This window comes from Pseudomonas prosekii, assembly GCF_900105155.1.
Classification (GTDB): Bacteria; Pseudomonadota; Gammaproteobacteria; order Pseudomonadales; family Pseudomonadaceae; genus Aquipseudomonas; species Aquipseudomonas prosekii.
On the sequence record NZ_LT629762.1, the window covers coordinates 6,077,909 to 6,091,955 of the forward strand.

The 14,047-nt window shown below is 56.6% G+C and carries 16 protein-coding genes; 7 read left to right on the forward strand and 9 right to left on the reverse strand.

Annotated elements, in window-relative coordinates; all coding sequences use genetic code 11:
* Positions 1–13: 13 nt before the first annotated feature.
* A complete protein-coding gene (gene hppD / locus BLU01_RS27400; RefSeq protein WP_092281362.1) occupies positions 14–1,090 on the reverse strand; it encodes a 4-hydroxyphenylpyruvate dioxygenase in 1,077 nt (358 codons plus the stop codon).
* 363 nt (positions 1,091–1,453) lie between these two features.
* Here hppD and BLU01_RS27405 point away from each other — a divergent pair, with 363 nt between their 5' ends.
* Both BLU01_RS27405 and BLU01_RS27410 read left to right on the forward strand, forming a co-directional pair.
* The gene (locus BLU01_RS27405; RefSeq protein WP_092281364.1) at positions 1,454–2,989 is read left to right on the forward strand and encodes an EAL domain-containing protein; all 1,536 of its coding nucleotides are present in this window, start codon (positions 1,454–1,456) and stop codon (positions 2,987–2,989) included.
* Positions 2,990–3,212: 223 nt separating this feature from the next.
* Positions 3,213–3,578 carry a histone-like nucleoid-structuring protein, MvaT/MvaU family gene (locus BLU01_RS27410; RefSeq protein WP_092281366.1) on the forward strand — a complete coding sequence of 122 codons (366 nt, stop codon included), beginning with the start codon at positions 3,213–3,215 and terminating at the stop codon, positions 3,576–3,578.
* Positions 3,579–3,782: 204 nt separating this feature from the next.
* On the opposite strand, the gene BLU01_RS27415 is transcribed toward BLU01_RS27410, so the two are convergent.
* Entirely contained in the window at positions 3,783–4,307 is a 525-nt protein-coding gene (locus tag BLU01_RS27415) for a DUF4946 domain-containing protein (RefSeq protein WP_092281368.1), read from the reverse strand.
* A 145-nt stretch (positions 4,308–4,452) separates the two neighbouring features.
* Here BLU01_RS27415 and gloA point away from each other — a divergent pair, with 145 nt between their 5' ends.
* Positions 4,453–4,974: a lactoylglutathione lyase gene (gene gloA, locus BLU01_RS27420; protein WP_092281370.1), complete on the forward strand. Its 522-nt coding sequence runs from the start codon at positions 4,453–4,455 to the stop codon at positions 4,972–4,974.
* 103 nt (positions 4,975–5,077) lie between these two features.
* On the opposite strand, the gene ahpF is transcribed toward gloA, so the two are convergent.
* The 3 genes from ahpF to BLU01_RS27435 all read right to left on the reverse strand — a co-directional run bounded on the left by ahpF (position 5,078) and on the right by BLU01_RS27435 (position 8,428).
* Entirely contained in the window at positions 5,078–6,643 is a 1,566-nt protein-coding gene (gene ahpF / locus BLU01_RS27425) for an alkyl hydroperoxide reductase subunit F (RefSeq protein ID WP_092281372.1), read from the reverse strand.
* Between the two features lie 131 nt (positions 6,644–6,774).
* Complete coding sequence (gene ahpC, locus BLU01_RS27430; RefSeq protein WP_092281374.1) at positions 6,775–7,338, reverse strand: alkyl hydroperoxide reductase subunit C; 564 nt, start codon at positions 7,336–7,338, stop codon at positions 6,775–6,777.
* A gap of 145 nt (positions 7,339–7,483) precedes the next feature.
* Positions 7,484–8,428: a site-specific integrase gene (locus tag BLU01_RS27435; RefSeq protein WP_092281376.1), complete on the reverse strand. Its 945-nt coding sequence runs from the start codon at positions 8,426–8,428 to the stop codon at positions 7,484–7,486.
* Positions 8,429–8,605: 177 nt separating this feature from the next.
* Between BLU01_RS27435 and BLU01_RS27440 the strand changes: the two genes are divergently transcribed.
* Positions 8,606–9,622, forward strand: coding sequence for a DNA-binding protein (locus BLU01_RS27440; RefSeq protein ID WP_092281378.1), 1,017 nt, complete (start codon positions 8,606–8,608; stop codon positions 9,620–9,622).
* Here BLU01_RS27440 and gorA read toward each other — a convergent pair.
* A complete protein-coding gene (gene gorA / locus BLU01_RS27445; RefSeq protein ID WP_092281380.1) occupies positions 9,619–10,977 on the reverse strand; it encodes a glutathione-disulfide reductase in 1,359 nt (452 codons plus the stop codon). The two genes, BLU01_RS27440 and gorA, sit on opposite strands and share 4 nt — an antisense overlap.
* Positions 10,978–11,106: 129 nt before the next feature.
* Positions 11,107–11,946: a UTP--glucose-1-phosphate uridylyltransferase GalU gene (galU, locus tag BLU01_RS27450; protein ID WP_092281382.1), complete on the reverse strand. Its 840-nt coding sequence runs from the start codon at positions 11,944–11,946 to the stop codon at positions 11,107–11,109.
* 280 nt (positions 11,947–12,226) lie between these two features.
* Between galU and BLU01_RS27455 the strand changes: the two genes are divergently transcribed.
* Together BLU01_RS27455 and BLU01_RS27460 are read left to right on the forward strand one after the other, a co-directional pair.
* Positions 12,227–12,415, forward strand: a complete 189-nt coding sequence (locus BLU01_RS27455; RefSeq protein ID WP_054050563.1) for a hypothetical protein — start codon at positions 12,227–12,229, stop codon at positions 12,413–12,415.
* Between the two features lie 140 nt (positions 12,416–12,555).
* On the forward strand, positions 12,556–12,837 hold the full coding sequence (locus BLU01_RS27460) for a hypothetical protein (RefSeq protein WP_092281384.1): 282 nt from the start codon (positions 12,556–12,558) through the stop codon (positions 12,835–12,837).
* A gap of 48 nt (positions 12,838–12,885) precedes the next feature.
* On the opposite strand, the gene BLU01_RS27465 is transcribed toward BLU01_RS27460, so the two are convergent.
* Together BLU01_RS27465 and BLU01_RS27470 are read right to left on the reverse strand one after the other, a co-directional pair.
* Complete coding sequence (locus BLU01_RS27465) at positions 12,886–13,116, reverse strand: hypothetical protein (protein ID WP_092281386.1); 231 nt, start codon at positions 13,114–13,116, stop codon at positions 12,886–12,888.
* A 101-nt stretch (positions 13,117–13,217) separates the two neighbouring features.
* A complete protein-coding gene (locus BLU01_RS27470) occupies positions 13,218–13,574 on the reverse strand; it encodes a fimbrial protein (RefSeq protein ID WP_092281388.1) in 357 nt (118 codons plus the stop codon).
* Between the two features lie 211 nt (positions 13,575–13,785).
* Between BLU01_RS27470 and BLU01_RS27475 the strand changes: the two genes are divergently transcribed.
* The coding region (locus tag BLU01_RS27475; protein ID WP_092281390.1) for a DUF1883 domain-containing protein at positions 13,786–14,047 on the forward strand (262 nt) is incomplete at its 3' end.

A 14,047-nucleotide genomic window follows, 5' to 3' on the forward strand; every position in this document is an offset into this window, starting at 1 on the left:
TATGTGTTGCGGCTTACTCGGTGGACAGTACGCCACGACGAACCTGATCACGCTCGATCGATTCGAACAGCGCCTTGAAGTTGCCTTCGCCGAAACCATCATCGCCCTTGCGCTGGATGAACTCGAAGAACACCGGCCCCATCAGGGTTTCCGAGAAGATCTGCAGCAGCAGGCGTTTATCGCCCGACTCCGACGAACCATCCAGCAGAATCCCGCGCGATTGCAGTTGATCGACCGGCTCGCCGTGGTTCGGCAAACGGCCTTCAAGCATTTCGTAATAGGTTTCCGGTGGCGCGGTCATGAAGCGCATGCCGATTTTCTTCAGGCGGTCCCAGGTATCGATCAGGTTGTCGCTGAGGAACGCGACATGCTGGATGCCTTCGCCGTTGAACTGCATCAGGAATTCTTCGATCTGCCCGGCGCCCTTCGACGATTCTTCGTTCAACGGGATGCGGATCATGCCGTCCGGCGCGGTCATCGCTTTGGAGGTCAGGCCGGTGTACTCGCCTTTGATGTCGAAGTAACGGATTTCGCGGAAGTTGAACAGCTTCTCGTAGAAGTTCGCCCAGTAAGCCATGCGCCCGCGATACACGTTGTGCGTCAGGTGGTCGATGATCTTCAGGCCGGCGCCGACCGGATTGCGGTCCACACCTTCGATGAACACGAAGTCGATGTCATAGATCGAGCTGCCTTCGCCAAAACGGTCGATCAGGTACAGCGGCGCGCCGCCAATGCCTTTGATCGCCGGCAGGTTCAGTTCCATCGGGCCGGTTTCGATGTGAATCGGCTGCGCGCCGAGTTCCAGAGCACGGGCGAATGCCTGCTGGGCATTCTTGACCCGGAACGCCATGCCGCACACCGACGGGCCGTGCTCGGCGGCGAAATACGAGGCCACGCTGTTTGGTTCGTTGTTGAGGATCAGGTTGATCTGGCCCTGGCGATACAGGTGCACGTCTTTGGAGCGGTGGGTCGCGACTTTGGTGAAGCCCATGATCTCGAAGATCGGCTCCAGCGTATTGGGGATCGGCGATGCAAACTCGATGAATTCAAAGCCCATCAGGCCCATTGGGTTTTCGTATAAATCTGCCATGGTTGGCGCCTCATCATCATTCTTAGAATTAACGGATCGTTAGTTGCTAGCAATACTGAGAATGGCGGGTGGCGCACAGGAGATGCCCCGCACGCTGCGGGCGAGAAAGTCACCGTAGATCAGTTGGAACCCAAAACTCTTCATTGTCGACCCAAGGCTCTTGCGGGCGAGGCTTCTGGTATCAGAAGTCATTTATTATTGTATGCGTAACCGGATTCTACACAGCGTAAAAGGGGTTGTCTGCCTTCTGTATCAAATCGCCTTTTGCGCTCCCGGCGCAAGCGCTTTGTTGCACAGGCAAATCTGCCGACACAAGCTACATCCGCCATCTATGATGCTTATTCATCCGCTCAGGTTTTGCCCATGCCGCTCACCGTCAAGTCCCGCCGCAAACGCAGCACCCGCATTGCTGTGACCATTTTGAGCGGCGCGCTGCCGATACTGCTGGGATGCGCCATCCTTTATATGCAAGCCGGACGCGCGCTGGAACAAAACGCCGAACGAACCGCCGACGAAGCGCTGCGCCAATTCAACTTGATGCTCGACAACACCGCAGAAGCGGCGCGGGTATTGCTGCCCTTGGCCGGCAACCGCTGCGAAAACGCGAAACTGGCATTGCGCGAACAAGTCACGCGCCGCCCGTTTGTGCGCTCGACCAATCTGGTGTGGGACAACAACCTATATTGCAGCTCGCTGTTCGGCGACTACCAGGAAGCGGTCAACGCCGGCGATTACACCCACGGCCAGTTGTGGTTGATGAATGGCAACCCGGTAACGCCGAACACTGCGCTACTGGTGTATCGCCTCAGCGACGGCAAAAAAGGCGCGTTGACCACACTCGACGGTTATCACCTGAGCAACGTCTTGCGCATGATCGGCCGGCAGACTTTGCTGTTACTGCAAGTCGGCAACAACTGGTTATCCGCTGATGGCAAAGTGCGTCAAGGTGCCCTGCCCGCGTTACCCGTAGCGCAAAGCACGCGGGTGTCGGAGCGTTACGCGTTTACCGTGGAAGCCGGTTTCCCCGAAGGCGAAACCTGGCGTTATATAAGCAGCGAGTACCCACCGCTGTTCAGTCTGCTGATGTTCTTCGGTGTGGTTGCAGGTTCGATTGGCCACGTGTTGCAGAAGCGTGCTTCATCGCCCAGCGTTGAATTGCAGCGCGCGTTAGAGGCCGGCGAGTTCATCCCCTACTTCCAGCCGCTGGTGTACGGCGACACTAAGAAGTGGAGCGGCACCGAAGTGTTGATGCGCTGGAATCATCCGAAAGAGGGTTTGGTGCGGCCCGATCTGTTTATCCCGTTCGCCGAACACTCGGGGCTGATCGTGCCGATGACCCGTGCATTGATGCAGCAGACTGCTGCGCTGCTCGCGCCGGTCTCCGCGACATTCGACGGACCGTTTCATATCGGCATCAACATCACCGCCAGCCATTGCCAGGATCTGGAACTGGTCGAGGATTGCCGAGTGTTTCTCGCAGCGTTCGCGCCGGGCAGCGTCATCCTTGTACTGGAACTCACCGAGCGCGAACTGATCGAACCTACGCCGCTGACTCATCAGTTGTTTGAGCAACTTCACGACTTGGGCGTGATGATCGCCATCGATGACTTTGGCACCGGGCATTCCAGCCTCGGCTACTTGCGCCAATTCAACGTGGACTTTCTGAAAATCGATCAAAGCTTCGTCGCGATGATCGGTGCCGATGCCCTTTCTCGGCATATTCTCGACAGCATCATCGAACTGTCGGCCAAGCTGGATCTTGGAATTGTTGCCGAAGGTGTAGAAACCGAGGAGCAAAGCGATTACCTGACAGCGCACCACGTGGACTTCCTGAAAGGCTACCTGTTCGGCCGGCCAATGCCTGGCGCGGACTTCATTAATGCATTAAGTGACCATTAACGCGCTGGGCAATTAAGCAAATCTCAAGCAAATTGAATCAAAAGACTGCTGTTGTTACATGAAGAAAAAGACATGATTTACTCTCGGCCAATTAACTACTACAATTTTTCTTGCCTGTGCAAGATTGGCAGGTGAGCCATTATCACCGAGTCGCTTCAAGGCTCTTGGCTTATAGCTTTGTTTGCGGTTGGTATCAGCCAAACACACTATTGGAGTAAAGATATTGTCCAGACTCGCTGAATTTCGTGCAGCCGAAAAGGCCCTTCAAGAACAGCTCAAGCAGCTGGAATCACTGAAGAACGATGCCGGGCTCAAGAAAGAAATCGAATTCGAAGAAAAGCTCCAGGGGCTGATGAAAACCTACGGCAAAAGCCTGCGCGACATCATCGCCATTCTCGATCCGAACCCGGCCAGAACGGGCCTGCAACAGACCGCAGCGCCTAAAACCCGCCGCGCTCGTGTGGTCAAGGTTTATCACAACCCGCACACCGGCGAATTGATTGAAACCAAGGGCGGCAACCACCGTGGCCTGAAAGCATGGAAGGAAGAATACGGCGCTTCTACCGTTGATTCCTGGTTGCGCGGCTAACCTTCGCGGCAACAAAAAAGCCTTGCTGATGCAGGGCTTTTTCATGGGCGATATCTAACAAATGCAACGATAGTCTGCGATCAAGTTGCAAATCAGCAGCCAACAGATGTGGCGGTTCAGCGTTGAATACTTGTTTACTTACTTTGGGGTTAATTCGTTCAGGTATCTCAACAGTCGAGCACCACTGATCAATCGAATGTTCAGCTAAAGTTTCAAGCTGTTACGAGCAGCCTGAATTTCGTCCTGACTTGCCTTATAAACGTCTGCCTGCCCGGCATAGGAAAGAACATAAGCCTTGCCGGTCGCCACGGCGGCAACCAGTGTTTGCGACAGCACATGTCGACCGTTTTGCGTCACCGTGCAAGTGGTTTCCAGGGCCTGCAGTTGACTCAATGTCGCCGAGTGAATCTTGTTGCAGACACTTTGATAACCGCTTTGGAAAAAGTCCTTTTGCACCGACTTGCGCATCTCCAGCAGCACGCCTTGCAAGTTGACCTCGTGGCCACTGTCGACTTCGGTCATCGTCAGTTCCATGACCATTACCTGATTGCCATCAGCGTCATTTTTGACCGCGCGCTGGCGTGACACTTGCGGCGTTGCCGGGTTGGGCTCGATCACTTCCGACTCCCAGCCGCTTGGCCAGGTGATGCTCGGGGTGTCGGCGAGCGAGATTTCGGCAAATGCCAACAAACCGAGGCAAACCAACAGCGATGTGAACGGTCGGATCATTACGAGGCGCACTCAGGGAATGAGCGACGAAGTCTGAGCCTCGTCCGGCCGTCAGGCAATAGCTGGCCGTTTTGGATTTGTTGATGCGCAAACGGTTGCGTATCATTGCGTCCATTCGCCAGCCCCACTTTTTTCCGGAGGGCCCATGAGCCTGCACGAATTGAACACCTTCCCCGGCGTCACCGCCCAACCCGATACCGCCACCCAGAATTTCGTCTTCAACCACACCATGTTGCGGGTCAAGGACATCACCAAATCGCTGGATTTCTACACGCGCATTCTCGGCTTCTCGCTGGTGGAAAAACGCGACTTTCCGGAAGCCGAGTTCAGCCTGTACTTCCTGGCGCTGGTCGACAAAGACCAGATCCCGGCTGATGCCGCTGCGCGCACCGAGTGGATGAAATCGATCCCCGGCATTCTCGAACTGACGCACAACCACGGCACCGAAAACGATGCCGACTTCGCTTACCACAACGGCAACACCGACCCGCGTGGCTTTGGTCATATCTGCATCTCTGTGCCGGACATCCGCGCGGCGTGCGAGCGTTTCGAAGCGCTGGGCTGCGACTTCCAGAAGCGCCTGAACGATGGCCGCATGAAGAGCCTGGCATTCATCAAGGACCCGGATGCTTACTGGGTAGAAATCATTCAGCCAACCGCAATGTAATCACTGCTGATCGTTCCCACGCTCGGCGTCGGAACGCTCAAATGTGCAGCACAAAAAAACCCCATGATCACTCATGGGGTTTTTGTGTTTTCAGCCTCGGCGTTTAGGCCGGCGCGGAAGTGCGGATCAAGTGATCGAATGCGCTGAGGGATGCCTTGGCGCCCTCGCCCACCGCAATCACGATCTGCTTGTACGGCACGGTGGTCACGTCGCCGGCGGCAAACACGCCCGGCAAAGAAGTCTCCCCGCGAGCATCGACGATGATCTCGCCGCGTGGCGACAACTCGACAGTGCCTTTGAGCCAATCGGTGTTCGGCAACAAACCGATCTGGACAAAGATCCCTTCCAGTTCGACCGTGGTGAACTCGCCCGAATCGCGATCCTTGTAGACCAGACCGGTGACTTTCTGCCCGTCACCTTTCACTTCGCTGGTCAGCGCGCTGGTGATGACGTTGACGTTCGGCAGGCTGTACAACTTGCGCTGAAGCACCGCATCGGCGCGCAGTTTGCTGTCGAATTCCAGCAACGTCACGTGGCTGACGATCCCGGCCAGGTCGATAGCTGCCTCGACGCCGGAGTTACCGCCACCGATCACCGCGACACGCTTGCCTTTAAACAGCGGACCATCGCAGTGCGGGCAGAAACATACGCCTTTGGCTTTGTATTGCTGCTCGCCCGGCACACCCATTTCGCGCCAGCGGGCGCCAGTGGCAAGGATCAGTGCCTTGGTTTTCAGGCTGGCACCGCTTTCGAAACGGACTTCGTGCAAGTCACCGGCATTCTTCGCCGGGATCAATGCAGTGGCGCGTTGCAGGTTCATGATGTCCACATCGTACTGCTTGACGTGTTCTTCCAAAGCGCTGGCCAGCTTCGGCCCTTCGGTTTCCTGCACCGAGATGAAGTTCTCGATGGCCATGGTGTCCAGCACTTGCCCACCAAAACGTTCAGCGGCGACGCCGGTGCGAATACCTTTACGAGCAGCGTAAATGGCCGCCGATGCGCCGGCCGGGCCACCGCCGACGATCAATACATCGAAGGCCTCTTTGGCGCTGATTTTCTCAGCCTGGCGCTCGGCACCGCTGGTGTCGATCTTGGCGAGAATTTCTTCCACGCCCATGCGGCCCTGGCCGAAGATTTCGCCGTTCAGGTAAACGCTTGGCACCGCCATGATCTGGCGCTGGTCAACTTCGGCCTGGAACAGTGCGCCGTCGATGGCGACGTGGCGGATGTTCGGGTTGAGCACGGCCATCAGGTTCAGCGCCTGGACCACGTCCGGGCAGTTCTGGCAGGACAGCGAGAAGTACGTCTCGAAGCTGAACTCGCCCTTAAGCGAACGGATTTGTTCGATCACTTCAACGCTGGCCTTCGAAGGGTGGCCGCCGACTTGCAGCAAGGCCAGCACCAGCGAAGTGAATTCGTGGCCCATCGGAATGCCGGCGAAACGCAGGCTGATATCGGCGCCGGGGCGATTGATCGAGAACGATGGCTTACGTGCGTCATCACCGTTGTCGAGCAAAGTAATCTGGGTGGAAAGACTGGCAACGTCTTTCAACAATTCGAGCATTTCCCGGGATTTCGCACCGTCGTCGAGGGAAGCAACGATCTCGATCGGTTGGGTGACCCGTTCCAGGTACGATTTCAACTGGGCTTTAAGATTGGCGTCCAACATACGGGCGATTTCCTTTACTTTATTTGAGGCGAAAAAAAACGCCCGAGCGAATCTCGCCCGGGCGTTTTTATTGGGCGGTTGCAGCTTACTAAGGTGCGGAAACCCGCCCTGGTGATGCTTTTGTCACAGACTTAGATCTTGCCGACCAGGTCCAGCGACGGCGCCAGAGTGGCCTCGCCTTCTTTCCACTTGGCTGGGCAAACTTCGCCTGGGTGAGCAGCAACGTACTGAGCAGCCTTGATTTTGCGCAGCAGCTCGGAAGCGTCACGACCAACACCGCCGTCGTTCAGCTCAACGATTTTGATCTGGCCTTCTGGGTTGATCACGAAGGTGCCACGGTCAGCCAGGCCAACGTCTTCGATCAGTACGTCGAAGTTGCGGGAGATGGCGTGGGTTGGGTCGCCGATCATGGTGTATTCGATTTTGCCGATGGCTGGCGAAGTGTTGTGCCAGGCAGCGTGAGCAAAGTGGGTGTCAGTGGAAACGCTGTAGATTTCGACGCCCAGTTTCTGGAACGCGGCGTAGTTGTCAGCCAGGTCTTCCAGTTCGGTTGGGCAAACGAAGGTGAAGTCGGCTGGGTAGAAGAACACCACAGACCATTTGCCTTTCAGGTCTGCGTCCGACACTTGTACGAAGTCGCCATTTTTGAAAGCAGTTGCTTTAAACGGTTTTACTTGGCTGTTGATGATAGGCATCGGTGACTCTCCGTCAGGGTTGAAAAGTTGAGTTGAAAAGTTGATGGGGTGAACTCTACCCACTCGAACGCACGATGGCTCATTGGCAAACCTCATGCTGCTCATTGGTTTTCGCTATTAGCCGGTAGTATTAATAGACGAAAACTTACTTAGGCGCGTCGATGGATTTCTCCGCAAGGGTCGTCATCCCCAGAAACGGGCTGGCTTCGACGTAGCGCATGGCGGATTTCATGTCCTTCCAACCGACGTAATTCATCAACGACTTCAAATCCCAACCGCTCTGATGCGCCCACGTCGCAAAGCCGCGCCGCAGCGAGTGACTGGTGTAGAGCTCGGCGGCAATGCCGGCGCGCTCCAGCGCCTGGCGCAGCAACGGAATCACGCTGTTGGCGTGCAGCCCCTCCTCGCTCAGATGGCCCCAACGATCAATGCCGCGAAACACCGGTCCACGGACCAGCGCTGCTTCGGTGATCCAGGCGATGTACGCCTGCACCGGACACAAACGCTGCAAGGCCGGCGTCTGGTAAGTCTTGCCGAGGTTTTCGCGATCGCTTTTGCTGCGCGGCAGATACAGCGTGATGCCTGACTGAGCCACAGCTTTCAGGTGCTCAATTTGCAAACGGCACAACTCATCGCTACGGAAACCACGCCAGAAACCCAGCAAAATCAGCGCCGTGTCGCGCCGCGCCCTGAGCAATCCGGGCTGATCGCCTTCAGCCTTGGCGGTTTGCGCTTCCTGCTCCAACGAAGCCACCACTTGCTCCAGATGCTGCAGTTGCAATGGCTCGGCTTGTTTTTCCTGCGCCGGGTGCAAGGCGCGAATGCCCTTGAACACCTGACGCACGACCGGCGCCTTGGTCGGGTCGGAGAAACCCTGGCTGTTGTGCCATTGCGCCAACGCCGACAGACGCAGCTTCAGCGTATTGATCGACAGCAACCCTGCATGCGCCACCAGGTAACGCGCAACGCTCTCGCTGGTCGCTGGCAAAAATCCGCCCCAACTGACTTCGAAGTGCTCAATGGCCGCGCGATAGCTGCGACGGGTGTTGTCGCGGGTGGCGGCCTGTAGATAGCGATCCAGATCAGTCATGGGTTCAACTCTTGAAAACGTACCGTTTTAGCAGGCGAAAACCGTGTCGAAAGCTCATCACACGGGGTAATACCAGTATATCCCGCGTCATATACATTCGGTATTTAACTTTTATTTTGAGTGGTACACTATGTACTTTAGTGGTACGTACCACAGTACGAAATCGTAGGAGAACACATGGCTCGTGGCGGTGTAAACAAAGCAGTGGTGCAAACGGCCCGTCTGGCTATCCTCGCTCGCGGTGAAAACCCGAGCATCGACGCAGTACGAATCGAAATGGGCAATACCGGCTCGAAAACCACGATTCATCGCTATCTGAAGGAGCTCGATGGCGGCCCGCAGCGCACTGAAGAAGTCGCCGAGCCGATTGATGATGAACTGGCAGGATTGGTCTCACGCCTTGCGCAACGCCTCAAAGAACAGGCGCAAGAGCCGATTGATCAGGCCCGCGAAGCGTTCGAGCATCAGCGCAAAACCCTGGAAACGCAGCTTGATGAAGCGCGTGAAGCCAACACCGAATTGCAGCAGCAGTACGAGATTCAAAGCCTGGCGCTGACCCAGGAATCCGACGCGTTGCTGCAAACCCGCTCGATGCTGCAGACCGAGCAAACCCGCAACGCCGGACTCAATCAGGCGCTGGCGGATTTCGAATTACGCCTGAAGGACAAGGACGAGCAGATCCACTCGCTGGAAGACAAACACCTGCATGCCCGCGACGCGCTGGAGCATTACCGCAACGCTGTCAAAGAGCAGCGCGAGCAGGAGCAGCGTCGGCACGAAGGTCAGGTGCAGCAGATTCAGATGGAATTACGTCAGGCCCAGCAAAGCGCCCTCGTCCGCCAGGATGAGATCACGCAATTGCATCGCGATAACGAACGCGTGCTGACCGAGAGTCGCGGCACGCTGCGCGAGCTGAGTCTGTTGCAGGAACATCTCAAACAGGCCAACAACCGCCAGGACCAATTGCTCGAACATGCCAGCCGCGCCGACAACGAACGCACCCTCCTCCAGGAACGCTTGCGCATCGCGCTACTGGAAAGTCAGACGCTGAAACAGAGCGCTGATGAACAAGCGCAGATCAATCAATCATTGGAAATTGAGTTGGCGAAGACCCAGGCCAGCCTGGACGAAAGCGAAAGCATGCGTCTGGCGGCCGTCGTTGCGACAGCGCCAGACGCAGCGAAGGACGATTAACCGGCGACGGGCGTGCGCATGGTCACGAACTCTTCGGCGGCAGTTGGATGCACGCCGATGGTTTCATCGAAGTCGCGCTTGGTGGCGCCGGCCTTCAGCGCAATCGCCAGGCCCTGGACGATTTCCCCGGCGTCGGGGCCGACCATGTGGCAACCCAAGACTTTGTCGGATTTGCCATCGACCACCAGCTTCATCAGCGTGCGCTCCTGACATTCGGTCAAGGTCAGCTTCATCGGCCGGAAACGGCTTTCGTAGATCACCACTTCGTGCCCGGCCTCCCGGGCCTCTTCCTCGGTCAAACCGACGGTGCCGATGTTCGGCAAGCTGAACACCGCCGTCGGGATCATTTTGTAATCCACCGGACGATACTGCTCAGGCTTGAACAAACGCCGCGCCACCGCCATGCCTTCGGCCAGCGCCACTGGCGTCAATTGCACGCGACCAATTACATCGCCCAGGGCCAGGATCGACGGCTCGGCGGTCTGATACTGCTCATCGACTTCAACAAAGCCTTTCTTGTCGAGTTTGACCCCAGTGTTTTCCAGCCCGAGGTTGTCGAGCATCGGACGTCGGCCAGTCGCATAGAAAATGCAATCTGCTTGCAGTTGGCGGCCATCCTTGAGCGTCGCTTTCAGGCTGCCATCGGCGAGTTTCTCGATACGCTCGATGTCTGCGTTGAACTGCAAGTCCATACCGCGCTTGGTCAGCTCTTCCTGCAAATGCTTGCGCACCGCACCATCAAAGCCACGCAGGAACAGATCGCCGCGGTACAGCAGCGTCGTTTCGGCACCGAGGCCGTGGAAAATCCCGGCGAACTCGACGGCAATGTAGCCACCACCGACCACCAGAACGCGCTTCGGCAGCTCTTTGAGGAAGAACGCCTGATTGGAGCTGATCGCGTGCTCGTGGCCCGGAATCTCCGGAATCTGCGGCCAGCCGCCCGTGGCGATGAGGATGTTCTTGGCGGTGAATTGCTCGCCGTTGATCTCGACGGTGTGCGGGTCGACAATCTTGGCGTGGCCCTCATGCAAGGTCACGCCGCTGTTGACCAGCAAGTTGCGATAAATGCCGTTGAGGCGATTGATCTCGCGATCCTTGTTGGCAATCAGCGTCGCCCAATCGAACTTGGCCTCACCCAGCGTCCAGCCGAAACCGGAGGATTGCTCGAAGTCTTCGGCGAAGTGCGCGCCGTAGACCAGCAGCTTCTTCGGCACGCAGCCAACGTTCACGCAAGTACCGCCCAAGTAACGGCTCTCCGCCACGGCGACTTTCGCGCCAAAACCCGCCGCAAATCGCGCAGCCCGCACACCGCCGGAACCGGCGCCAATTACATAAAGGTCAAAATCAAAGGCCATTTCTATCTCCTCGGCAGGCCATCAGCATACCTGCAGACAATCATTGGGCAAACGCTGCGAACAATATGCGGGCGGAAAACGAAAAAACCACCCGAAGGTGGTTTTCTCAATACAAGTGGTGCGGCGCTATCAGTAAGCCTTGCCAGTCTTGTAGAAGTTCTCGAAGCAGAAGTTGGTTGCTTCGATGTAGCCTTCAGCGCCACCGCAGTCGAAACGCTTGCCTTTGAATTTGTAGGCAATCACGCAACCGTTTTGCGCCTGTTTCATCAGGGCGTCGGTGATCTGGATTTCGCCACCCTTGCCTGGATCGGTTTGCTGGATCAGGTCAAAGATGTCCGGCGTGAGGATGTAACGACCGATGATCGCCAGGTTCGACGGTGCATCTTCCGGCGCTGGTTTTTCAACCATGTTGCGCACGCGGTACAGGTCGTCGCCGATCAAGTCACCGGCGATAACGCCGTACTTGTTGGTTTCCATCGGATCAACTTCCTGGATCGCGATGATCGAGCAGCGGTACTGTTTGTACAGCTTGACCATTTGCGTCAGGACGCCGTCGCCGCCGAGGTTGACGCACAAGTCATCCGCCAGCACCACGGCGAAAGGTTCGTCGCCGATCAGCGGACGGCCCGTCAGGATTGCGTGGCCGAGGCCTTTCATTTCGGTCTGGCGAGTGTAGGAGAAAGAGCACTCGTCGAGCAGCTTACGGATGCCGACCAGGTATTTTTCCTTGTCAGTGCCCTTGATCTGGTTTTCCAACTCGTAGCTGATGTCGAAGTGGTCTTCGAGTGCGCGTTTGCCGCGGCCAGTCACGATGGAGATTTCGGTCAACCCAGCGTCCAGTGCTTCTTCGACGCCGTACTGGATCAGTGGCTTGTTTACCACCGGCAGCATTTCTTTGGGCATGGCTTTAGTCGCTGGCAGGAAGCGAGTACCGTAACCGGCTGCTGGGAACAAGCATTTCTTGATCATATAAGTCCTTGAAAAGGCTGTGTGTTCGGGTTTCGGCGCAGTCTAATCAGGCTGCAGGCACCTTACAATGCCCCGCACTGGCTAACCGATGCCATCATAGAGAAATATTCTCGCGGATAGTTCCCATAAGCTTTTATTGATAGCACAGGGCGCGGCTATAGATAGCACAAGCGTGGCTTGCGCGCAGACCGGCAATCGCACCACCATACGCCGATCCGCACCGGTCAAGGGCATTTGGCGCTATCATGGCGCGATTGAACACAGTCAACGAGGCAGATAGATGTCGGTAGCAAAAAGTGTCAACGGGTACCTGATCAATCAGGCGAAAGACGGCCAATGGTGGGTAGACAGCGTTGCTGGCGAGAATATCGCCGGACCTTTCCCTACCGAGGCGCTGGCGATCGAGGTGGCATCGGTGTTGCAGGATCAACCTGCAGGCCCGAAACGTCGCGGCAAGGACAAGTCCTGATACGCAGCTGATTCGAGCAGCCCTGCCATCGAGCAGGGCTTTTTTATGGATGTCTGCAACAAAGTGGCCATTCGCTATAACCTTTTCATTCGGCTGCTGTCACAGGCTTAGCCCCATCATCTGACGACGAAAAAAACGACATGAACAAATTTCTGGCACTGATTGCAGTACTGGCGCTCACCGGTTGCGCCACCTCCGAACGAACCTACCTGAACAACGGCGAACAGGGGCTGACCATCGACTGCTCCGGCGAAGCCAATTCCTGGGCCACCTGCTACGAAAAGGCCGATGACTCCTGCGCGGGCACCGGCTACCGGATCGTCGGCACTGACGGAACGCCCTCGACCAAGGAAAGCGACAAAACCCTTGGCGTCGATGTCGGCAACTTCAAAAACCGCAGCGTAGTGGTGGTCTGCAAATAAGGCGCGCTGCGCCTACGTGCAGAACTGCATTGGCAACGACCAGCAGAACTACATGTGAATTTCGGCAAATTTGATCCCGAGGCCGCGCACGGTCTCGATCAATTCGTCGAGGCTGGCGAATGATTCGACTTCATCGTTTTCGTCCACCAGGAAGTAACTGCGCCCAGCGCTCTTCTTGAAAAACACGATCCATTCCCCCGAATTCGCCGGGTTCTGAATCACGTGGGTGGCAGAGATATGGCCCTCTGCATGACGTTCCCGTACCTGCTCTCGCTTCATGCGCAACTCCAGAAATGACGATGCCGCCAAAGCAGGGCTTTGGCGGCATCAGGCTAGCGGTCGACATTCTATCAGCCAGCGCTCAATCAACCGGCGTTCTGTTAACCAGAGATGCAAGCCGTAGCGGCGCGCTGGATATCTTTTGGCCGGACCGGCACGTTGGACATCCGCTCGTGGAGCTTGATACCACTGCCGCCGGAGCGGTCTTCGATATCAAACACGGCGGCCGGGCCGGAGGCCAACTTGCCTGGAACGATGACTTGCACGCCTTCCTTGTGCGGCTCGATCTGCAGGGCACCACGGCTGCTGGCGAGTTTCTCGACCAGGCATTGCGCGTACTCGTGAGGCTTTTTACCTGAAATCACGTTCATGGTCGGCAGCGTCTCGTTGATTTCTGCGACATTTGCACAACCACTCACCGCCAAGGCAAGCGGCAGAACCAGGACACCCCATTTCATATAAAACCTCCGATAAAGACCCTCCGACAGCGTAAAGACTGTTTTTCTCCGGGGCTCGTTGCATTTATCGCTCATAGAATTCCGAATAAGCGTTTTTAATTGTCAAACACGGCGCTGACAGCGGGATAATAACCCGTTCGGGCTGATAAACTCTGCCAATTGTCCTGCTATCGTTTTGATTTTGTAGAAAAAGCCCTTCTGGAGGCGCCTCATGAAATTTATCCACCAGCGCGAGCACCTCAACGAGGACGACATTGTCGTCATTCAATGCTCGCAAACCTGCAACATTCGCTTGATGAACGACGCCAATTTCCGCAGCTTCAAAAATGGCGGCCGCCACACCTATCACGGCGGCGCTTTCGATACGTTCCCGGCCCGCATCACCGCGCCGAGCACCGGTTTCTGGAACATCACCATCGACATGGTCAACAGTCGCAAGGCCATCAGCGTGACCCGCAAACCGACCTTGACTC